This window comes from Microbacterium sp. ER1, assembly GCF_023383675.1.
GTDB lineage: Bacteria > Actinomycetota > Actinomycetes > Actinomycetales > Microbacteriaceae > Microbacterium.
In genome coordinates, this window is record NZ_QCXO01000129.1 from 14,481 (window position 1) to 35,074 (window position 20,594).

Annotated in this window: 16 protein-coding genes and 1 riboswitch; of the genes, 2 read left to right on the plus strand and 14 right to left on the minus strand. The window is 71.2% G+C overall.

Annotation, left to right across the window (positions count from 1 at the left end; translation table 11 throughout):
• Positions 1-3 precede the first annotated feature (3 nt).
• From BV453_RS05690 to BV453_RS05710, 5 genes are all read right to left on the minus strand, one after another.
• The gene (locus BV453_RS05690; RefSeq protein ID WP_249521085.1) at positions 4-1,476 is read right to left on the minus strand and encodes an amino acid permease; all 1,473 of its coding nucleotides are present in this window, start codon (positions 1,474-1,476) and stop codon (positions 4-6) included.
• 9 nt (positions 1,477-1,485) lie between these two features.
• Positions 1,486-2,856: a glutamate decarboxylase gene (locus BV453_RS05695; RefSeq protein WP_249521086.1), complete on the minus strand. Its 1,371-nt coding sequence runs from the start codon at positions 2,854-2,856 to the stop codon at positions 1,486-1,488.
• Positions 2,857-2,956: 100 nt separating this feature from the next.
• Positions 2,957-3,748 carry an energy-coupling factor transporter transmembrane protein EcfT gene (locus BV453_RS05700; RefSeq protein ID WP_025104858.1) on the minus strand — a complete coding sequence of 264 codons (792 nt, stop codon included), beginning with the start codon at positions 3,746-3,748 and terminating at the stop codon, positions 2,957-2,959.
• Positions 3,745-5,202: an ABC transporter ATP-binding protein gene (locus BV453_RS05705; RefSeq protein ID WP_249521087.1), complete on the minus strand. Its 1,458-nt coding sequence runs from the start codon at positions 5,200-5,202 to the stop codon at positions 3,745-3,747. Before BV453_RS05705 ends, BV453_RS05700 begins: the two co-directional genes overlap by 4 nt.
• Positions 5,202-5,843, minus strand: coding sequence for an ECF transporter S component (locus BV453_RS05710; RefSeq protein WP_025104860.1), 642 nt, complete (start codon positions 5,841-5,843; stop codon positions 5,202-5,204). Before BV453_RS05710 ends, BV453_RS05705 begins: the two co-directional genes overlap by 1 nt.
• Positions 5,836-5,945: riboswitch (TPP riboswitch) on the minus strand. Its footprint overlaps the gene before it by 8 nt.
• A 77-nt stretch (positions 5,946-6,022) precedes the next feature.
• Between BV453_RS05710 and BV453_RS05715 the strand changes: the two genes are divergently transcribed.
• A complete protein-coding gene (locus BV453_RS05715) occupies positions 6,023-7,513 on the plus strand; it encodes a D-alanyl-D-alanine carboxypeptidase (RefSeq protein ID WP_249521088.1) in 1,491 nt (496 codons plus the stop codon).
• A 50-nt stretch (positions 7,514-7,563) separates the two neighbouring features.
• Here BV453_RS05715 and BV453_RS05720 read toward each other — a convergent pair whose 3' ends face one another.
• The 3 genes from BV453_RS05720 to BV453_RS05730 form a co-directional block, all read right to left on the minus strand.
• Positions 7,564-9,840, minus strand: a complete 2,277-nt coding sequence (locus tag BV453_RS05720; protein ID WP_249521089.1) for an ABC transporter ATP-binding protein — start codon at positions 9,838-9,840, stop codon at positions 7,564-7,566.
• Entirely contained in the window at positions 9,837-11,564 is a 1,728-nt protein-coding gene (locus tag BV453_RS05725) for an ABC transporter ATP-binding protein (protein WP_025104863.1), read from the minus strand. Before BV453_RS05725 ends, BV453_RS05720 begins: the two co-directional genes overlap by 4 nt.
• A 208-nt stretch (positions 11,565-11,772) precedes the next feature.
• Complete coding sequence (locus BV453_RS05730) at positions 11,773-12,834, minus strand: enoyl-CoA hydratase/isomerase family protein (RefSeq protein WP_249521090.1); 1,062 nt, start codon at positions 12,832-12,834, stop codon at positions 11,773-11,775.
• Positions 12,835-12,944: 110 nt separating this feature from the next.
• On the opposite strand from BV453_RS05730, the gene BV453_RS05735 reads away from it, so the two are divergent.
• Positions 12,945-14,888: an ATP-binding cassette domain-containing protein gene (locus BV453_RS05735; protein WP_249521091.1), complete on the plus strand. Its 1,944-nt coding sequence runs from the start codon at positions 12,945-12,947 to the stop codon at positions 14,886-14,888.
• A gap of 55 nt (positions 14,889-14,943) precedes the next feature.
• Here the strand turns inward: BV453_RS05735 and BV453_RS05740 are convergent, their stop codons facing one another.
• From BV453_RS05740 to hemQ, 6 genes are all read right to left on the minus strand, one after another.
• Complete coding sequence (locus BV453_RS05740) at positions 14,944-15,393, minus strand: hypothetical protein (RefSeq protein WP_025104866.1); 450 nt, start codon at positions 15,391-15,393, stop codon at positions 14,944-14,946.
• 300 nt (positions 15,394-15,693) lie between these two features.
• A complete protein-coding gene (locus BV453_RS05745; RefSeq protein ID WP_249521092.1) occupies positions 15,694-17,016 on the minus strand; it encodes a glutamate-1-semialdehyde 2,1-aminomutase in 1,323 nt (440 codons plus the stop codon).
• A gap of 90 nt (positions 17,017-17,106) precedes the next feature.
• On the minus strand, positions 17,107-18,084 hold the full coding sequence (hemB, locus tag BV453_RS05750; protein WP_126894230.1) for a porphobilinogen synthase: 978 nt from the start codon (positions 18,082-18,084) through the stop codon (positions 17,107-17,109).
• Complete coding sequence (locus tag BV453_RS05755; protein WP_025104869.1) at positions 18,081-18,878, minus strand: uroporphyrinogen-III synthase; 798 nt, start codon at positions 18,876-18,878, stop codon at positions 18,081-18,083. The genes hemB and BV453_RS05755 overlap by 4 nt, the downstream gene beginning before the upstream one ends.
• On the minus strand, positions 18,875-19,876 hold the full coding sequence (gene hemC / locus BV453_RS05760) for a hydroxymethylbilane synthase (protein ID WP_249521093.1): 1,002 nt from the start codon (positions 19,874-19,876) through the stop codon (positions 18,875-18,877). Before hemC ends, BV453_RS05755 begins: the two co-directional genes overlap by 4 nt.
• Positions 19,877-19,881: 5 nt before the next feature.
• Positions 19,882-20,559 carry a hydrogen peroxide-dependent heme synthase gene (gene hemQ / locus BV453_RS05765; protein ID WP_174235391.1) on the minus strand — a complete coding sequence of 226 codons (678 nt, stop codon included), beginning with the start codon at positions 20,557-20,559 and terminating at the stop codon, positions 19,882-19,884.
• Positions 20,560-20,594 lie beyond the last annotated feature (35 nt).

Here is a 20,594-nt window from a genome sequence, read left to right on the forward strand (position 1 = left end):
CGCTCACGCCTCGGGATGCGCGTCGCTGAGGAGACTCCCGTCGGGCGGCCGCCGATCCCACGACGGTTTGCGCAGCGCGTAGAACAGCAGCGGCGGCACGCCGAGCACGACGATCACCAGTCCGACGATCCACGGGTACGCGGCGGCCGGGAACGCGGTGAAGCCGTCGGGCGGGATGAAGGCGAGCACGAACGCGGCGAGGCAGGCGACGAAACCGACCCCGGCGACGAACGGGAGGGCCTTCACGCGATAGGCCCGGTGGACGTCGGGCGCCTTCCGCCGCAGCACCATCGCCGAGGCGAACATGAGCATGTACATGATGAGGTACAGCGCGGCGGCCATGTCGATGAGGGCGACGAAGGCCGCGCTGACGTTCGGCACGATGATGAAGATCGCCGCGAGGATCGTGACGATGGTGCCCTGGAGCATGAGGATGCCCGACTGGACCCCGGCCTTGTTGCGCTTCTGCAGCAGCGGCGGGAGCAGACCCGTCTCCGCCGCCGCCAGCACGCCCTTGGACGGACCGGCGACCCACGTCACGACTGAGGCGAGGGCCCCGGCGGCGATGAGCGCGGACACGACGGCCGTCGCCCAGCCCATGTCCCAGTGGTCGAAGTACTCCCCGAACGCGAGCATGATGCCGTTCGTCAGCCCGAGCTCCTTCTTGGGCACCGCGACCGCGATCGCGATGGTGGGCAGGATGAAGACGAGCAGGATGAGGCCGGCGGCGAGGAACACCGAGCGCGGGTAGCCCTTGCCGGGATCCTTCATCTGGTTCACGTGGACGGCGTTCACCTCCATACCGGCGTAGGCGAGCACGTTCGACACGATCAGCACGATGGAGGCCAGCCCCGTGAACGGCGGGATCATCGCCGAGGCATCCAGCGGCACCTGGCTCTTCTCTCCGCTGAACACCCACACCGCACCGAACACGATGAGCAGCACCGCCGGGAACAGCGTGCCGATGATGCCGCCCCAGGAGCCGAGCTTCGCGAACAGGTCGCCGCCGCGGAGGGTGACCAGGGTGGAGCCCCAGTAGAAGACGATGATGACGACCGCGGTGAAGAACCCGGAGCTGGACAGCGAGGGGTCGAGGAAGACGAAGGCGAGGGCGCCGGCCACGAATGCGAGCTGCGTCGGGAACCAGACCACGTTCTGGATCCACTGCAGCCACACCGCGGTGAATCCCCAGCGGTTGCCGAGGGCCTCGCGCACCCAGACGTACACGCCGCCCTTCCACCCCGTCGCGAGCTCGGCCGCGACGAGAGCCGTGGGGATGAGGAAGAGGATCGCCGGGATGATGTAGAGCGTGACGCTGCCGAGGCCGTAGATCGCCATCGCCGGCAGCGATCGCAGGCTCGCCACGACCACGAGGGTGAGCAGGGCGAGCTGCCCGACGCCGAGGACGGCGACGGCGGGACGGGAGATGCGCGGCGTGGAGGCGGCGCCGGCGGCACCGGACTGCGGGGCGGACATGTCGGCCCCCTAGTGGTGGAACGCCGAGTCGGGGTGGTCGGACGGCATGGGAGCCGTGAGCGCGTCGAGGTGGGCCACCTCGGCGGTGATGGCGTCGAGCAGTTCGGCGGCCAGGTCCATGCTGAGCCCGTTGCGCACGACGATCCGCTGCACGGTGAGGTCTTCGAGGTCCGCGGGCATGGGATAGGCGGGCACGAGCCAGCCGCGCATCCGGAGGCGGTCCTGGAGGTGGTAGAGCGTCCACTTGTCGGTGTGCCCGTCCTTCAGGCGCCAGGCGAAGACGGGGATGTCGCTGCCGTCGTTCCACAGCTCGAACGCATCGAGCTTCGCGATGCCCGCGGAGAGGAACCTCGCCACGTCCTGCGAGGCCTGCTGCACGGCCCGGTAGCCCTCGAACCCGAGGCGGAGGAACAGGTAGTACTGCAGCAGCACCTGAGCGCCAGGGCGGGAGAAGTTCAGGGCGAAGGTCGGCATCTCCCCGCCGAGATAGCTCACCTTGAACACCAGGTCCTCCGGCAGCCATTGCGCGTCGCGCCAGACCACCCACCCGAGACCCGGGTAGACGAGACCGTACTTGTGTCCCGAGGTGCTGATGGAATGCACGCGCTCCAGCCGGAAGTCCCAGACCAGGTCGGGCTGGAGGAACGGGGCGATCATCGCGCCCGAGGCGCCGTCCACGTGGATCGGGATGTCGAGACCCGTCTTCTCCTGGATCGCGTCGAGCGCCGCGGCGATCTCGGCCACCGGCTCGTACATGCCGGTGTAGGTGACGCCCATGATGGCGACCACCCCGATCGTGTTCTCGTCCACGTACTTCTCGAGGTCATGGCCGTCGAGCGTCTTGTGCGCCTCGCTGATGGGCACGTAGCGCGGTTCGACGTCGAAGTAGTTGCAGAACTTCTCCCAGCACACCTGCACCGCGCTCGACATCACGAGGTTCGGCGTGGAGGCGTCCTTGCCGGCGGCACGGCGGGCCTGCTGCCAGCGACGCTTGAACGCGAGACCGCCGAGCATGCACGCCTCGGAGGACCCGATGGTCGACGTGCCGATGCTGCGAGCGGCGTCCGGCGCCTTCCACAGGTTCGCGAGCATGTGCCAGCAGTTGTCCTCGATGGCGGCGGTCTGCGGATACTCGTCCTTGTCGATCATGTTCTTGTCGAAGGAGGCCATGTAGACCTGCTTCGCCTCGTCATCCATCCAGGTGCTGACGAAGGTGGCGAGGTTGAGGCGCGCGTTGCCGTCGAGGATGGTCTCGTCCTCGACGATCTGCTTCGCCGTCGCGGGAAGCGACTCGGAATCCGGGATGACGTGTCGCGGTGCGACGGTGGCCTCACCCGGCCGCGTGAAGAGCGGCTGGTCGTCGGCGGAGGAGATGCTCATGGGACGTCCCTTTCGGTCGGTGTCGATTGGCACTGTCTCCAGCGGACGCTAGACCGGCCGTCGAGTCACCTCCAGGGGCCCTCGTCCGAAAGGGGTGAGGTCAGGACGGCCCGAGGATGAAGTTCCACGCGCCGGTGGCGACCGCCGCGGCGATCGCGATCCCGGAGATCGCGGCCCCGACGGCCAGGAGGGCCCACTCGGGGGCACCGAAGCGGGACTCGCGCGCCCAGGTGCGGCGGCCGGGGGCACCGAAGCCCCGTGCCTCCATCGCGGTGGCGAGCTTCGCCCCGCGGCGGATGGACAGCACGAGCAAGGCGAAGGCCATCCCGAGGAAGCGCCGGATGCGGCCGCGGTCGGCCACGCCGCGGGCTCGACGCGCCAGTTCCAGAGCCCGCCAGTCGTCGAGGAACAGCCCGACCATGCGCAGTCCGGCGAGCGCGCCGAGCACGAATCGGGCGGGCAGGCGCAGGATCTGCCCGAGGCCGTCGGCGAGATCGGTCGGATCGACCGTGATGAAGAGCACCACCGAGGGCAGGGCGATCGCGAGCACCCGGAGCATCGTGGCGACGGCGAGCGCGAGCGACCCCTCGCTGATGCGCAGCACGAACCAGTCGACGTAGACCGTGCCGCTCGTCTCGCCGTAGAGGGCGATGGTGAGCCCTGTGAGCGGCGCCGCGAGCCAGACCGGCCAGGTGCGGACCCAGAACTCGCGCCACCCGATGCCGGCGAACAGGAACAGCACCGCTTCGAGCACCAGGGCGACCGCCGCCGACACGGGATCCAGTGTGAGGATCAAGGGCACGGCGATGAGGGCGCTCACGCCGAGCTTCGCGACCGGGTTGATCCGGGCCACGACGCCGGCGCGCGCGCGGGTGTCGGCGAGATCCGTCATGCCGGCGCCCCCAGGGCGAAGCGGGTGGCGTGCAGGGCGCGCGCCACGTCGAGGTCGTGCGTGACGGTGACGATCGCGGAGCCCTCGTCCCGGAGGGTGGCGAGCATCGCGACGAGCTCGGCCCAGGTGCGGGCGTCCTGTCCGAACGTCGGCTCGTCGAGGATCAGCACCCGGGGTCGCGTGGCGATCGCGGCCGCGACGGTGAGACGGCGCTTCTCCCCACCCGAGAGCGTGTACGGGTTCGCGGCTCCCAGCGCGGACAGGCGCAGGCGGGCGAGCAGCTCGTCGACGCGGGCCTCGACCTCCTCGTCCTCCGGGACGCCCAGCGCGCGCGGGCCGATGGCGAGCTCGTCGCGCACGGTGGTGGCGAGAAGCTGGTGCTCCGGCTCCTGGAAGACCATGCCGATCCGGGTGAGGAGGTCGCGGGACGCCCAGCGGATCGGCGCGGGATCGGCACCCTGCGCGAGCATCGGCGCCGCGATCACGGCCCCCTCCGCGGGCGGGAGCAGGCCCGCGAGGGTCAGGCCCAGCGTGGACTTGCCCGCGCCGTTCGGACCGGTGATCGCGAGGGCCTCTCCCGCCCGCACGTCGAGGTCGATGCCGCGGGCCACCGGACGCCCCTTCACCCGCGCCACGGCGAGTGCTCGGGCCGACAGCAGCACCTCGCCGGGCACCGTCCTCGGTGCCGGGGGCTCGACGGAAGGACGCCCGGGCACCCAGACGCCGTCCGCCGCCAGGCGCTCTCCCTGCGCACCGAGCACCGCGGCGGGAGGGCCGTCCGCGACCACCCCGCCGGCACCGAGCACGATGACCCGGGTGAGGAGCGGCAACCACACCTCGAGTCGATGCTCCACGACCACGAGGGTGGCGGGGTGCGCGGCGAGCATCCGCTCCACCGCCTCCCTGACCTCGCGCACCCCGTCCGGATCGAGGTTCGCCGTCGGCTCGTCGAGGAGGACGAGGCCGGGGCGCATCGCGAGCATGCCGGCGAGGGCGAGACGTTGCTTCTGGCCGCCCGACAGCGCCTTGGTCGGATGATCGAGCGGCACGTCGAGGCCGACGGCAGCGAGCGCCGCCTCGACACGCGGCCAGATCTCCGCACGCGGCACGCCGAGGTTCTCGCACCCGAACGCGACGTCGTCGCCTGCGCGGGCGAGGATCACCTGGGAATCGGGGTCCTGGAGGACCAGTCCGGCGCGCCCGCGAGTCGCCACCGCCGGAGCGTCGTCGACGAGGAGCTCCCCCGCGCTCTCGCCCTCCTCCTCGCCGCCGAGCACGCCCGCGAGGCCATGCAGCAGGGTCGACTTGCCCGCCCCGGACGCGCCGAGCACGAGAACCCGCTCGCCGGGCTCGATGCGGAACGAGACGTCGCGCAGCGCCCATGCCCGGCGGCTCGCATGCCGCCAGCCCCAGCCGCGCGCCTCGACGACCGCGGGAGCGACCTGCGCCGCCATCAGACGCGCACGCGCGCCTCGCGCCCGGAGCCGAAGCGGTCCAGCGCCCCCGTCGCCGCGATACCGCGGGCGAGCACCCACGACAGGGCACCGGCGATGACGGCGCCGGAGATCACCGTGCTCACGAGATAGATCACGGTGAACGCGGGACCGGAGCCGGCGTACCAGAGGATGAGGTTGTTGATGCCTCCCGCGAGCGCAGCGCCGGCACCGGCGAGGATCGCGACGGGCAGCGACCAGCGACGGTAGAAGAACAGCAGGAAGACGAGCTCGGCGCCGAGACCCTGCACGAGGCCCGCCTCGAGCGTGAGGAAGCCACCCCACTGGTTGCCGATGAGCGCCGAGACGACGGCGGCCAGCAGTTCGACGTAGATCGCCGCACCGGCCTTGCGGATGATGAGGCCGCCGAGCACTCCGGCGAACAGCCACGGTCCGTCCAGGAGCCCCTGGAGCCCGGGGAGCAGCGGCTCGAGCAGGGCCTTGGGGCCGAGGTACCCGACGTTCCAGGCCAGGAAGATCAGGCCGGCGGCGACGCCGAGCACGCTGGCGACGACGATGTCGACGATGCGCCACCGCAGATAGCTGCGCGCCGGAGCGCCGGTCGTCTTCGTGGACGAGGATGCGGACGTGGACGTACTCATGTGAACTCCTCCCTGCGCTGGCATGACCCAGATCAGGTTCGACGGTCGAAGCGCGATTCGCTCCCTCTCAGCCCGGCTCGCCGGACTCCCGTGGTTGTGCTGTCGATCCTAGCGTCTTCCGCCCGCGCGTCCCGAGCCGCGCACGGCGGATTCCTGGCGGCATTCGGTACCGTAAGCGAGTGACCGCTTCCGATCCCCCTGAAGAGGCGTCCGGCGGCGTCGGCGTCGACGCGCGGCCCGAGGACTCCACCCCCGCGTCCTCGCAGACCGTCGACACGCTGCCTGCGACCACGACGGAGACCGTCGCGTGGGCCGATGCCTCGACACCGGCGACCGCGCTGACGTGGGTCGACACGGACGTGGTCGAGTCCGGGTCGTCGACACCGGAGTTCGACGCCACCCCGGAAGCCGAGGCCGCCCCCGGCCTGCTGCGCGACGCGACGCTGCGTCCGGCGATCGCCGGCCCGGGCCTGCTCGTCCCGCTCGGGGTCCTCGCCGGGCTCGTCGCCTCCTACGCCGGAAGCACGCTGCTCTGGCCGTTGCACGAGGTCGCGCCCACCGTCCAGGCCGTGCAGGTCACCCCGGTGGCCGCCCCCACCGCCGCGCTCGCCTGGCCGGAGGTGGGCGACGGCGCCGTGGGCATCGCCGGGATGACCACGGCCGCGTCCACGACCGCCCCGGTCAGCATCGCGAGCATCACCAAGGTCGTCAGCACGCTCATGGTGCTCGACCGCCTGCCCCTCGCCCCCGGGGAGCAGGGCCCCGAGTTCTCCTTCACCTACGCCGACAGCATCCGGTACTGGGACTACCGGATCTCGAATCAGTCCGCGCTGGATGTCCCCGTGGGCGGGGTGCTGACCGAGTACCAGCTCCTGCAGGGCACCCTGCTCGGTTCGGCCAACAACTACATCGATCGGCTCGCCGCGGAGATCTGGGGCTCCGATCGGGAGTTCGCGGCCGCCGCCGAGGTCTGGCTCGGCGAGCGCGGGCTCTCCGGGATCACCGTGGTCACGCCGTCCGGATTCGACGCGCGCAACGTCGCCACCCCGGAGGCGCTCGTGGCTCTCGGCGAGCTCGCGATGCAGAATCCCGTGTTCGCGGAGATCGTGGGCACCCGGTCGGTCGAGCTGCCGGGGGCCGGCACGGTGGAGAACACGAACGGCATGCTCGCGGACCCGGGGGTCGTCGGCATCAAGACCGGCACACTCGTCGGCTGGAACCTGCTGACGGCGAAGGACGTCTCCGTGGGGGACTCGACGGTCCGCCTCTACGCCGCGGCGCTGAACCAGGAGGACGACGAGGCGCGTCTCGCCCTCACCCGAGCCCTCTTCGCGCAAACCGAGGCGGCGCTGCAGGCGCAGGGCCCCGCCGTTCCCGCCGGGACGGTGGTCGGACGCGTCCGCACCGCCTGGGGCGAGGAGGTCGACGTCGTGACCGGTGAGGACGCGGATGTGGTGCTGTGGAACGGGGCGAGCGCGACCGCGACGGCTGTGTTCGATCTCGGCGAGCAGCGCGAGGCGGACGGCGACGTCGGCACCCTCACCACGGCCGGCCCCATCGACACCACCGAGACCGCACTCGTCCTCGCCGAAGACATGGACGGCCCGAGCCCGTGGTGGCGCCTCACCCATCCCCTCGAGCTGTTCGGCATCGACGCGGACCGCTCCTGACGACTGACGCCCCGCTCCGAGTCCGGAGCGGGGCGTCAGGGCGATGACGATCAGGGACGAGGCGACGCGCCGTCCGCCCCGTCGTCGAGGAGCGCCTGCGCGGCGGCCGCCTCCGCTCCGGGAAGCTGGGCACCGACGGCGGCACCCGCCACGGCATCGGCCGCCTGCTCCTCCGCGCGGGCCTCGGCGTCGGCCTCTCCCGTCACCACGACCGGAGACGACCCGGTCAGGGCCGCTTCCGCGTCGAGGTCGGTCGCCGCCTGCTCGAACTGCGACTGGTACAGCCGCCAGTACGCGCCCTGCGCGGCGATGAGCTCGTCGTGCGTGCCCTTCTCGACGATGTCGCCATGCTCCATCACGAGGATGAGGTCCGCGTCGCGGATGGTCGACAGCCGGTGCGCGATGACGAACGAGGTGCGCCCCTGTCGGAGCGCGGCCATGGCGTTCTGCAGCAGCAGCTCGGTGCGGGTGTCGACCGCCGAGGTGGCCTCGTCAAGGATGAGGATCGACGGCTGCGCCACGAACGCCCGGGCGATCGTGATGAGCTGCCGCTCACCGGCCGAGACATTCGACGCGTCCTCGTCGAGCACGGTGTCGTACCCATCCGGAAGCGCGTGCACGAAGCGGTCGACGTAGGTCGCCCGCGCGGCGGCCAGCACCTCCTCGTCCGTCGCGGTCGAGCGTCCGTAGCGGATGTTCTCGCGGATGCTCCCGGCGAACAGCCAGGGGTCCTGGAGCACCATGCCGGTGCGGGACCGGAGGTCGTCACGCGTGATGGTCGAGATGTCCTGACCGTCCAGCGTGATCCGTCCGCCGCTGAGTTCGTAGAACCGCATGATGAGGTTCACGAGCGTCGTCTTGCCGGCACCCGTGGGTCCGACGATCGCGACGGTCTGCCCCGGCTCCACCCGGAACGACAGATCGGTGATGAGCGGACGCTCCGGCGAGTAGGAGAAGGAGACGTTCTCGAACTCGATCACGCCCTCCCCTTCGCGGAGAGCAGGGGCGTCGGGGGCGTCGGCCTCCTGCTCATCGGCGTCGAGCAGGTCGAACACCCGCTCCGCCGAGGCGGTGCCGGACTGCACGACGGCGGCCATGCCGCCCAGCTCGGACAGCGGCTGCGTGAACTGCTGCGAGTACTGAATGAACGCCTGCACGTCGCCGAGCCGCAGCTGCCCGCTCGCGACCATGAGCCCGCCGAGCACCGCGATGCCGACGTAGGTGAGGCTGCCGACGAAGGTCATCGCGGGCATGATGATGCCCGAGAGGAACTGCGCCTTGAAGCTCGCCTGGAAGAGCTCCTCGTTCTCGGCCTTGAACTTGTCCAGCGCGTCCTGCTCGCGGCCGAACACCTTGACCAGCGCGTGGCCGGAGAAGGCCTCCTCGACCCGCGCGTTGAGCCGGCCGACCTTGCGCCACTGCGTGCCGAAGGCCTTCTGCGACCGCGGTCCGATGACGCCGAAGATCACGCCCATGAGCGGAAGCGCCACGAGGGCGACGAGGGCGAGCTGCCACGAGATCGAGAACATCATCACGAGCACGCCGATCACCGTCAGCACGGCGGTCAGTGCTCCCGACAGCGACTGCTGCATGGTCTGGGTGATGTTGTCGATGTCGTTCGTCACCCGCGAGATCAGCTCGCCGCGCTGCACCTTGTCGAAGTACGCCAGCGGGAGCCGGTTGATCTTCGCCTCGACGGCCTCGCGCAGCCGCCACATGGTGCGCACCATGATGACGTTGATGACGTATCCCTGCAGCCAGCTGAGGAACGCGGCCACGACGTAGATCGCGAGAACCGCGGCGATCACCCAGCGCAGCGCGTCGAAGTCGATGCCGTCGCCGACCCGGAAGTCGCCGAGCGCGCCCACCTGGTTGGCGAAGTCGTTCTGCCCGGCGTCCCGCAGCGCGTCGACGACGACGTCCTGCGGGGTCCCGGCCGGGAAGCCGGGGAAGTCGCCGGTGGGCTGACCGAGCTGGATCGAGATGAAGCCGCGATAGACGATGTTCGTCGCCTCGGCGAGCACCTTCGGGGCGGCGACGGTCAGCACGACCCCGATCGCACCGAGGATCGACACGAAGACGAACCACACCGCGGAGGGCTTGAGCAGCCCGATCATCCGCGCGAAGCTCGGGCCGAAGTTGTCGGCCTTGCCCGGCGCGACGCTGTCCCAGTCGCCGGAGTTCTGCCGCGCCTGCTCGGCGAGCTCCGCCTCGTACTGCTCCTCGGCGGTGAGCTCCCGCTCGACCGTGGGCGCGGCGGCCGCGCCCCGTCCGCGACGGCGCCGACCCTGGTTCCCTGAGCGTGTCGAAGGGTCCTGCTCGCTCATGCGTCCACCCCCAGCTGCGACTCGACGATCTCGCGATAGGTCTCGCTGGTCTCCAGCAGCTCCTCATGGGTGCCGACGCCGACCATGGTGCCGCCCTCGAGGACCACGATGCGGTCCGCGTCGGTGATCGTGGAGACGCGCTGCGCGACCACGATCTTCGTCACGTGCGGGAGCTCGCGCCACAGCGCCTGCCGCAGCCGGGCATCCGTCGTGAGGTCGAGCGCGGAGAAGGAGTCGTCGAACACGAGCACCTGCGGCCGGTGCACGATGGCCCGCGCGATCGCCAGGCGCTGGCGCTGACCGCCGGACACGTTCGTGCCCCCCTGGGCGATGCGGGAGTCGAGGCCGTCCGGCATCTCCTCCACGAAGTCGCGACCCTGGGCGATCTCCAGCGCGTGCCAGAGCTCCTCGTCGGTGGCGTCCTCGCGGCCGTAGCGCAGGTTGGACGCGACGGTGCCGGTGAAGAGGAAGGGACGCTGCGGCACCAGGCCGATGCTGTCCCACAGCGCCTCGACGTCGGCCTCGCGGACGTCTACGCCGCCGACGTGCACGGACCCGCCGGACACGTCGAACAGGCGCGGGATGAGCGAGACGAGCGTGGTCTTGCCCGACCCGGTGGAGCCGACGATCGCGACGGTCTCGCCCGGCTCCGCGGCGAAGCTGATGCCGGTGAGGACGGGGGCGTCGGCGCCGGGGTACGTGAACTCCACGTCGTCGAACGCGACGGCACCCGGGGTCGGGAAGACGGTGACGCCGTCCACCGGGCGGGTCATCGTGGACTCCGTGTTCAGCACCTCGCCGATGCGCTCGGCGGAGACCGCGGCGCGCGGGATCATCATCGCCATGAAGCTGGCCATGATGACGCCGCCCATGATCTGGCCGATGTACTGCATGAAGGCGAACAAGGTGCCCACCTGCACGGTGCCGTTGTTGACCTCGATGCCGCCGAACCAGATGACGGCGACGACCGTCACGTTGAGGATGAGCATGAAGAGCGGGAACAGCAGCACGAACAGCGAGCCGACTTTGCGGCCGACGACCATGATGTCGGTGTTCGCGCCGCGGAAGCGCTCCTCCTCGATGCGCTCCCGGACGAAGGCCCGCACCACGCGGACGCCGGTGAGCTGCTCGCGCATGATGCGGTTCACGTTGTCGAGCTTGCCCTGGTAGCTGCGGAAGAGCGGGACCATCCGGCCGATGACGAGCGCCGCGAGGACGAGGAGCACGGGGACGGCGACGGCGATCAGCCAGCTCAGCTCGGCGCTGGTCCGCACGGCGAAGATGATGCCGCCGATCGCGAGCAGCGGGGCGGTGACGAGCATGGTCGCGCCCATCATCGCCAGCATCTGCACCTGCTGCACGTCGTTCGTGTTGCGGGTGATGAGGGATCCGGCACCGAACTGCGAGACCTCGCGCTCGGAGAAGCCGCTCACCTTGCCGAAGACGTCGGCGCGGATGTCACGGCCGGCGCCCATCGCGGCGCGGGCGGCGAAGAAGGTCGCGATGACCGAGGCCACGATCTGGCCGAATGACACGGCCAGCATGAACAGGCCGGTGCGCCAGATGTACGCGGTGTCGCCCTGCGCGACGCCCTTGTCGATGATGTCGGCGTTGAGGTACGGCAGGTAGAGGGTGGCGGCCGCGCTGGCGAACTGGAAGACCAGCACGGCGACGAGGAGCCACTTGTAGCGTGACAGATATCGGAGGAGGAGTTTTCCCAGCACAGGCGTACTTTCTCGGAAGGAGGAGGCGGCGGGTCTCCCGGCAGACGGATGCCGACCGACGACCGGCCATAGGACAGGGTGCCACGAAGCGGCGACATTCGGATCCCCCTCCGGGAGGACCTTCGCTCACAGCGAACCGGTGCCGTGTCACCCACGTCTTTCTGCACGCAGGCGATCAATGGCCGCCCCTAAAGAACTGTGGCGCGCGTCAGAACAGCGCGGGCTGCGGAACGTAGTCGCGGGCGGGCGCCCCGGCGTCGGGGCCGAGCTCGGCGAGGGAGGCCGGCTGCCACCGCGGGTTGCGATCCTTGTCGACGAGCTGCGCGCGGATGCCCTCCACCAGGTCGGGGTGTTCGTTCACGAACCAGAGCACCCGGCGGTACTCGCCCTCCAGCGCGGCGCGGAGCCCGGTCATCTCCCGGGCCTCCCGCACGGCGTCGAGCGTCACGACGAGGCCCGTCGGAGCCAGATCGTCGAGCAGGTCGGCGACGGCCGCCGCTTCCTCGGTGCCGAGCGCGCGGAGCCGCTCGAGGATCTCGGGCACGGTCGGGGCGGCGAACGCATCGTCGATCCACCCCCGCGCGGCGGGAAGCGAGGACGGCTCCGGCGTCTCGTCGAAGAGCAGGACGATCTCGCTGGGACTCGTCGGGTCGGCGCGGTAGGCCAGCGCCTCGCGCAGCGCGTCGAGGCGGTCGGAGGGGACGAAGTGATCCGCGAAGCCCGCGTATACGGCGTCGGCACCGTTCATCGTGGCCCCGGTGAGGCCGAGGTACTCGCCGAGCCGTCCCGGCGCCTGCCCCAGCAGCCAGGTGCCGCCGACGTCGGGCGTGAAGCCGATCCGGGTCTCCGGCATGGCGAGCTTCGAGCGTTCGGTGACCACGCGGATCGCGGCATGCCCTGCCAGACCGATACCGCCGCCCATCGTGATCCCGTCGGCGAGCGCGACCACGGGCTTCGGGTACTCCGCGATCATGGCGTTCATCGCGTACTCGCCTCGGAAGAACTCCGCAGACTGCTCCGGATGGCCGGACGTGATCTGGCCGTGCAGGCGACGCACGTCGCCGCCCGCGCACATGCCGCGCTCCCCCGCGCCGTCGATGAGGACGATCTGCACGTCGGAGTCGTCGCGCCAGGCCACCAGCGCCTCCGTGATGGTCGCGATCATGTCCTCATCGAGCGCATTGATCGCCTCGGGGCGGTTGAGCGTGAGCCGCCCGAGCGCTCCTTCGGTGCGGATGAGGACACGGGGCGCGGCGGGGGTATCGGTCACGGGTGCCAGGCTACCCCGTCGCGTGCGGCCGGATTCCGCACGAAATGCGGGTTCCGGGGCGGTTTTCCGGCAGGATAGGAGGAACTGTTCATCGCAACGAGAGGTCCCGGATGCCCGAAGGACAGGTGCTCGAGTTCACGAATGTGACGAAGCGCTTCAACGAGGTGACGGCCGTCTCGGATTTCTCCGCCCGTGTCGAGCCCGGCGCCGTCACCGCCTTCCTCGGCCCCAACGGTGCCGGCAAGACGACGACCCTGCGCATCCTGCTCGGCCAGGTGCGCGCCACGTCCGGCACCGCCACGATCGGCGGGGCCGCCTACGCGGAGCTGCGGCAGCCGCTGCGCACGATCGGCGCCGTGCTGGAGGAGACGGCCTATCGGCCGCGCCGCACGGCGAGCCGTCAGCTCACCATCGCCGCGAAGGCCAACGGCATCCGCCTGGCCCGCGTCGACGAGGTCATCTCCCTCGTCGACCTGGAGGGCGAGGCGGACACGCGCATCGGCGGGTTCTCGCTCGGCATGCGCCAGCGCCTCAGCGTCGCCCACGCGCTCCTCGGCGACCCCGGCGCCCTCGTCTTCGACGAGCCGGCGAACGGCCTCGACCCGGAGGGCATCCGCTGGATGCGGCTGCTGATGCGTCGCCTCGCCGACGAAGGGCGCACCGTGCTGGTTTCCTCCCACGTGCTCAGCGAGATCGAGCAGGTCGCCGACCACGTGCTCGTGCTCTCCAAGGGACGCCTCGTGCTGTCGAGCGGCATCGAGACGCTGGCCGATCCGGCCGGCGGCTCCGTGGTCGTCGACTCGGCCGATCGCCCCGGCCTCACGACCGCGCTGGTCGCCGCCGGGTTCGACATCGAGGTGCTCCGCTCCGGGCTGACCGTGCGCGGGACCGACGCCAGCCGCGTCGGCGCCGTCGCTGCGGACGCCGGTATCGCTCTCAGCACGCTCGTGCAGCGCGGCCCGACGCTGGAGGACGTCTTCATCGACCTCATGCGGGGCGGCCGCTTCGACACCGCCCCGGCGCTCGATCAGACGGAGGCTCCCGCCGAGGAGGATCCCGAGTCCGCGACCGCCGCTGAGGCTCCGGCAGAGGAGTCTCCGACGGACGGCCCGTCGACGGATGAAGCCGCAGGGACCGCCGCTGCGGCTCTCGCAGCCGGCGGCACCGCCGCGCTCGCCGACGACCTGACGCCTCAGGCCACGGGCCCTGTCACCGCCGAGACGATCGCCGACGACACCGCTCCGACCGACGAGGCGGATGCCACCGCGGACGAGGATGCGACCCGGGCCCTTCCCGTCGTCTCCGCCGACGACGACGCGACCCGGATCCTGCCCGTGGTCGACGCGACCGCAGACGCGCAGCCCGCGGATGCGGATACCGACGCGGAGGCCGAGAACTCGCCGTCGTTCGACGACATCCTCTTCGGTGCGCCCGCGCCCGTCGCCGAGTCTCCGCGGCGGTCCTTCGCCGCCCTGTTCGCAGCCGCGTCCGCAGACGCGGAGACCGAGTCATCCGCGCAGCCGGCGGCGAAGGACGCTCCCGGCGAGACCGAGGCCGAGTCCGAGCCCGAGCCCGCGTCCGAGTCGCCGTCGACGACCGACGAGCCCCCCGCCGAGGCCGTCGGCTCCGCTGCCGATGCACCGGCCGACAGCACGAGCACCGACGCGCCCGACAGCGCCTCCGGTGGCGAGGAGCCCGCGGGCGTGGAGTTCTTCACCGGTCTGGACGCCTCGTCGGCGGACGATGAGATCGCGCCGTCCGAGGACACCGCCGAGGCCGCAGCGCAGGGCGAGGACGCCTCTCCTGGGTCCGACGACGACCCGCGATCGGCCGCCGTGAGCTCGATGCTGGCCGCCGCCGCACGCGCCTACTACGAGGACGAGCCGCGCGACTACCCGCTCGCTCCGGCGGAGGAGACGTCGTCCGGCGACGGGGCTCCGCAGGACGAGATCGCGAGCGACGAGTCCGCAGTCGATACGGAGACCCCGGCGGAGCAGCACGCCCCCGCGGACGACCGTGGCGACGAGCACCACGACGACGAGCACCACGGCTGAGCCCCCGCAGCAGAACGCCCTCCCGGTCGACCGGGAGGGCGTTCTGCATCCGGGATCAGGCCGGACGTGGTCGGATGACCGGGCGCCGACTGCCCTTCGACACCGGGGTCGGAGCCGTGGCGACGATCTCCTCGACCGTCGTGGGCTCCTCGGACACCGGGAGGCGCAGCGCCTGCGTCAGCGCCAGGCCGTGCCGTGTGGTCAGGATCAGACGGTTGTACTGCGGATCGCCCTCGAGATCGACGACCACGCTCGGACGTCGACGGCGGATCAGCACGAAGTCGAGGCTCCCCGCGGCCTTCCAGCTTCCGGCGGCCAGCACGCCCGGGATGTGGGTACCCGGATTCGGGACGCCGCGGAGCCAGGTCCAGGCGTCGTCTGTCAGCTGGACCTTGGTGATCGTGTCGCGCACGATGCGGACGTTCTCGCGGTGGAAGGTGGCGGCACGTTCGATGGGCGAGAGCACGACCTCGAGTTGCGTCTGGTCCAGCAACAACGTCACCATGCCCCCAGTCTGCCAGCGCCGTCCTCCCGGTTGGCTGGAAGTTGCTCACAGGAACGCAACGATCCCTTGTCGGAATCCCTCAGTCCTGCCCTCACGACTCCTTCGCGAGGACAGGCTCCCACGCACGAACAGGCGCTGCCGCGGGCGTAAGCCTGGCTCCGCGCGAAGGCCTGATGCCGAAGGGCTTCGGGCCTGCAGGCGTTCGCGGGAGATCAGGCAACGGTGTCCAAGGGTGCCTGCCCCCGCGCGGCTGCCTGTTCTCACGCGAACGAGTCACGCGAACGAGCAGCGGGGCAGCGATCAGGGGCGCGCGGTCTGGGCGGCCTGAGCGGCGTGCGGCAGGGCTTCCTCGATCCGCTCGAGCTCGTCCTCGCCGTGCGCGGCGGTGAGGAACCAGGCCTCGAAGACGCTCGGCGGCAGCGCGACGCCGTGCTCGCGCATCGCGTGGAAGAACGCCGCGTACCGGAACGACTCCTGCGCCTGCGCCTCGGCGTAGTCGCGCGGGGCGGAGGCGCGGAACGAGGCGCTGAAGAGGTTGCCGGCGGAGGCGAGGGCGTGGGTCACTCCGGCCTCGGCGAGCGCGCGGTCGAGAGCCGACGAGACCCGAGCGGCTGCGGCGTCGACGGTCGCGTAGACCTCCGGCGTCGCGAGGCGGAGCGTGGCCAGGCCCGCGGCCACGGACAGCGGATTCCCGGAGAGCGTCCCCGCCTGGTAGACGGGGCCGACGGGCGCCAGGAGGTCCATGACCTCGGCACGGCCACCGAGAGCCGCCAGCGGCATACCGCCGCCGACGACTTTCCCGAAGGTGAGGATGTCGGGCAGGTAGTCCTCTCCGGCCTGCGCCTGGAGGCCCCAGAAGCCGGCCGGGTGCACCCGGAAGCCGGTGAGGACCTCGTCGAGGATCATCAGAGCACCGTGGGCGTGCGCGGTCTCCGCGATGAGGCGGTTGAATCCCGGGAGCGGGGGCACCACGCCCATGTTCGCGGCCGAGGCCTCCACGATGACGGCCGCGATGCGGGGACCGTGCTCGGCGAAGACGGCGGCGAGCGCCTCGGGGTCGTTGTAGCGGATCACGAGCGTCTGCGCGGCGATCGGCGCGGGCACGCCGGCCGAACCGGGAAGCGCGAGCGTGGCGACCCCGGAGCCCGCCTCGGCGAGCAGGCCGTCGGAGTGGCCGTGATAGTGGCCGGCGAACTTCACGAGCAGATCGCGGCCGGTCGCACCGCGGGCGAGGCGGATCGCGGTCATGGTGGCCTCGGTGCCCGTCGAGACGAGACGGACACGCTCCACGGGACGGATCTCGCCGAAGCGGACGCGGTCGGCGATGAGCGCGGCGAGCTCGACCTCCCCCTCGGTCGGAGCGCCGAAGGAGAGCCCGCGGGTGGCGGCCTCCTGCACGGCGGCGACGACCTCGGGCTGCGCGTGTCCGAGCAGTGCGGGACCCCAGGACGCGACGAGGTCGACGTACTCGCGACCCGCGGCGTCGGTCACGGTGGCGCCGCGCGCCGAGGCAAGGAACCGCGGCGTCCCGCCGACCGACCCGTAGGCCCGCACCGGAGAGTTCACCCCGCCGGGGATCACCGCACGGGCGGCAGAGAAAAGGTCGTCATTGCGGTCGGTCATCGAGGCTCCTCCGTGATGCACGGCGCTCTCCCGGCATCCCTTCCAGGCTAACCCGCCGCCTGCCCTTCCGAGGCCGCGGCCGACGAAGGGTCAGCCGCGCAACCAGCGGGCCGCTTCGGTGGCCCAGTACGTGAGCACCGCGTCGGCGCCTGCCCGGCGGATCGACAGCAGCGACTCGAGGACCGCGGCGCGCCGATCGATCCACCCGTTCGCGGCGGCGGCCTCGATCATCGCGTACTCGCCCGACACCTGGTACGCCCAGACCGGGACGGTCACGGCGTCGCGGACCTCGCGCAGCACGTCGAGGAAGGCCATCGCCGGCTTCACCATGACGATGTCCGCGCCCTCGTCCTCGTCGACCAGCGCCTCCCGCACGCCCTCGCGACGGTTGCCGGGGTCGAGCTGATACGTGCGGCGGTCTCCCTGGAGCTGCGAGTCCACGGCTTCGCGGAACGGGCCGTAGAACGCGCTCGCGTACTTCGCGGCATACGCCAGGATCAGGGTGTCGGTGAAGCCCTCGGCGTCGAGCGCCTGACGGATCACGGCGACCTGGCCGTCCATCATCCCGGACAGCCCCAGCAGCTGCGATCCCGCGCGCGCCTGGGCGAGGGCCATCGAGGCGTATCGCTCCAGGGTCGCGTCGTTGTCCACCGAGCCGTCGGCGGCGAGGACGCCGCAGTGCCCGTGATCGGTGAACTCGTCGAGGCAGAGGTCGGTCTGCACGACGAGCGCGTCGCCGACCTCGGCCGCCAGCGCCTCGGTGGCGACGTTCAGGATGCCCTGCGGGTCGTCCGCGCCGGAGCCCCGGGCGTCGCGCACGGCGGGAACGCCGAACAGCATGACCCCGCCGATCCCGGCCTCCGCGGCCTCCACGGCCGCGGAACGCAGCGAGTCGATCGAGTGCTGGGCGACGCCGGGCATCGACCCGATGGCGACCGGCTCGCTGATCCCTTCGCGGACGAAGAGCGGGAGCACGAGCTGACGCGGCTCGAGAGAGGTCTCGCGCACGAGGTCGCGGACGGCGCGCGACTGACGCAGTCGGCGCAGGCGGATGTCGGGGAAGCTCACGGCGCGAACTCGTCTGCCGCATGCGGAAGGGTGAACTGCGACACGGCCTCGATCAGCGCATCGATGGTCTGCCGATCGGCGACCACCGAGACGGGCAGGCCGGCGCGCTCGGCGTCCTTCGCCGTCCGCGGGCCGATCGCCGCGAGCAGCGTCTCGTCCGGGATCTCGGGGAACTGCTCCCGCACCTGCTCGGCCACCGAACCGCTGGTGATGAGGATCGCGTTGATCCGGCCGTTCTCGACGTCGCGCCGGATGCGCTCCGTCACCGGAACGCCGACCGTGCGATAGGCGACGACGCCGTGCACGTCGTGTCCCGCTTCGGACAGCAGGATGCTGAGGACGGGCTTGGCGATCTCGCTGCGCAGCGCCAGGATGCGGCGCGGCTCGTGCTCCAGAGCGATGAGCTGCTGCGCCATGCCCTGCGCGGAGTTGTCCTGTTCGGGAACCAGGGCCACCTCGTAGCCCACGGCCTGCAGCGCCGCGGCCGTCGTCTCCCCCACGGCCGCGATCTTCGTGGTCTTCGGCACGACGGCGCGGTGGGCGAACAGCACGTCCACCGTGGTCGCGCTCGTGACGGTCAGCCAGTCGAACTCGCCGGCCGCGAGCTGCTCCAGCGCACGGTCGAGGGTCGCCTGATCCGTGGTCGGAGCGAAGTTGATGAGCGGGGCGACGACGGGGACGGCGCCGAGAGCGCGGAGGCTCGCGGCGACGCTGTCGCCCCAGGGGCCGCCACGGGGCACGAGGATGCGCCAGCCGTCCAGCGGTCGGTCCTGCTTGCTTTCAGAAGTGGTCATGACAATTCGGATTGCTCTTGAGGGACGAGGTCGGCCGCCCCTTGATCGAGCAGCCGACGGGCAACAGCGAGCCCGAGCTCACGCGCTGCGTGCATCGGGTCTGCACCATCGGCAGCATCCGCACCATTGCCACTGCCGTTCCGATGAATATACTCCCCGTTCAGGGCTTCCGTGACGTCCAGACCGATCCGCCGACCGCCGTCCGGGGCGTAGACGACCGTCCTGACGCGGATCTCGGAGTCTTGGACGACGGCGTGCGCCGCCATGGGGGCTTGACAACCGGCATCCAGTCCCTCCAGGATGGCGCGCTCGACGGTGATCGCGAGCCGCGTCTCCCGATGATCCAGCGCCGACAGCGCCGTGCGCAGCTCCTCCGGCGCGTCCGCCCGTGTCTCGACCGCCAGGGATCCCTGGCCGGGAGCGGTCGGCCATTCCGCGAGGCCGAGCTCCTCCCGATGCAGCGGCGAATCCGTGCCGAGTCGCGAGAGGCCGGCGGCGGCGAGGATCACGGCGTCCAGCTCTCCGGAGGCGACGCGCGCGAGGCGGGAGTCGACGTTGCCGCGGATGTCCACGACGTGGGCGCGAGGCGCACGGCGGTGGACCTGAGCGATACGTCGCGGCGACCCGGTACCCACGGCGCTCCCCGCCGGGAGCTCGTGCAGCGGGATGCCGTGTCGGGTGAGCACGACGTCGCGGGCATCCTCCCGTCGGGGCGTCGCGGCGATGACGAGCGACTCCGGCACCGCGGTGGGGAGGTCCTTGAGGGAGTGCACGAGGAAGTCGCACTCGCCGTCGAGGAGGGCCTCACGGAGACGGGTGGCGAAGATGCCGAGGCCGCCGATCTCCGACAGCGAGGCGCGATTGGTGTCGCCCTCGCTGGTGATCGGGACGAGCTCGACGCGGCGGCCGGTGACCTTCTCGAGCGCGGCGGCGACGTGACCCGACTGCGCCTGCGCGAGCGCGCTGCGGCGGGTGCCGAGACGGATGGGGGTGCTCATGGCGCTTACTGCAGCACGTCCGCGATCTCGTCGAAGCGCAGGCGGCGCCCCGTGTAGAAGGGCACCTCCTCCTTCACGAACATGCGGGCGTCGGTGTAGCGGAGGTCGCGCATCATGTCGACGAGGTCGGTCAGCTCGTCGGCTTCCAGCGGCAGCAGCCACTCGTAGTCGCCGAGGGCGAAGGAGGCCACCGTGTTCGCGATGACGCCGGTGAACGCCGCACCCTTGCGTCCGTGATCAGCGAGCATCGCGCGACGCTCGCTCTCCGGCGCGAGATACCACTCCGGCGTGCGGACGAACGGGTAGAGGCAGAGCCAGTCCTTGGGCTCGATGCCGCGGAGGAAGCCGGGGACGTGCGCGCGGTTGAACTCCGCGTCACGGTGGACACCCATGACGTTCCACACCGGGAGGAGCGAGCGCAGCATCTCGGTGCGGCGCAGGCGGCGGAGAGCCTTCTGCAGCTCCTCGGCGGTGGCGCCGTGCAGCCACACCATGAGGTCGGCGTCGGCCTTGAGCCCGGAGACGTCGTAGAAGCCGCGGACGGTGACGCCGGAGTCCTCGACGTGCGAGACGATCGACTCGAGCTCGGTCGCATCGTTCTCGGTGACGGGGGCGTCAGGATTGCGTCGCCAGACGGCCCAGAGGGTGTAACCGGACGGGTTCTCTTCGCGCAGGTCGGACATGATCCCAGTCTGCCCCCTTTGCGGAGGCGCCGCTA

Bases quoted from the DNA above. Each gene is read 5' to 3' on its own strand.
- BV453_RS05705 (WP_249521087.1), bottom strand. From the start codon at position 5,202: ATGGCGGCGCAGGTCGCTCCCGCGGTCGTCGAGGCGCGCGGCTGGGGC.
- BV453_RS05755 (WP_025104869.1), bottom strand. From the start codon at position 18,878: ATGACCACTTCTGAAAGCAAGCAGGACCGACCGCTGGACGGCTGGCGC.
- BV453_RS05735 (WP_249521091.1), top strand. From the start codon at position 12,945: ATGCCCGAAGGACAGGTGCTCGAGTTCACGAATGTGACGAAGCGCTTC.
- BV453_RS05740 (WP_025104866.1), bottom strand. From the start codon at position 15,393: ATGGTGACGTTGTTGCTGGACCAGACGCAACTCGAGGTCGTGCTCTCG.
- hemC (WP_249521093.1), bottom strand. From the start codon at position 19,876: ATGAGCACCCCCATCCGTCTCGGCACCCGCCGCAGCGCGCTCGCGCAG.
- BV453_RS05700 (WP_025104858.1), bottom strand. From the start codon at position 3,748: ATGACGGATCTCGCCGACACCCGCGCGCGCGCCGGCGTCGTGGCCCGG.
- BV453_RS05710 (WP_025104860.1), bottom strand. From the start codon at position 5,843: ATGAGTACGTCCACGTCCGCATCCTCGTCCACGAAGACGACCGGCGCT.
- BV453_RS05720 (WP_249521089.1), bottom strand. From the start codon at position 9,840: ATGAGCGAGCAGGACCCTTCGACACGCTCAGGGAACCAGGGTCGGCGC.
- BV453_RS05690 (WP_249521085.1), bottom strand. From the start codon at position 1,476: ATGTCCGCCCCGCAGTCCGGTGCCGCCGGCGCCGCCTCCACGCCGCGC.
- BV453_RS05695 (WP_249521086.1), bottom strand. From the start codon at position 2,856: ATGAGCATCTCCTCCGCCGACGACCAGCCGCTCTTCACGCGGCCGGGT.
- BV453_RS05745 (WP_249521092.1), bottom strand. From the start codon at position 17,016: ATGACCGACCGCAATGACGACCTTTTCTCTGCCGCCCGTGCGGTGATC.
- hemQ (WP_174235391.1), bottom strand. From the start codon at position 20,559: ATGTCCGACCTGCGCGAAGAGAACCCGTCCGGTTACACCCTCTGGGCC.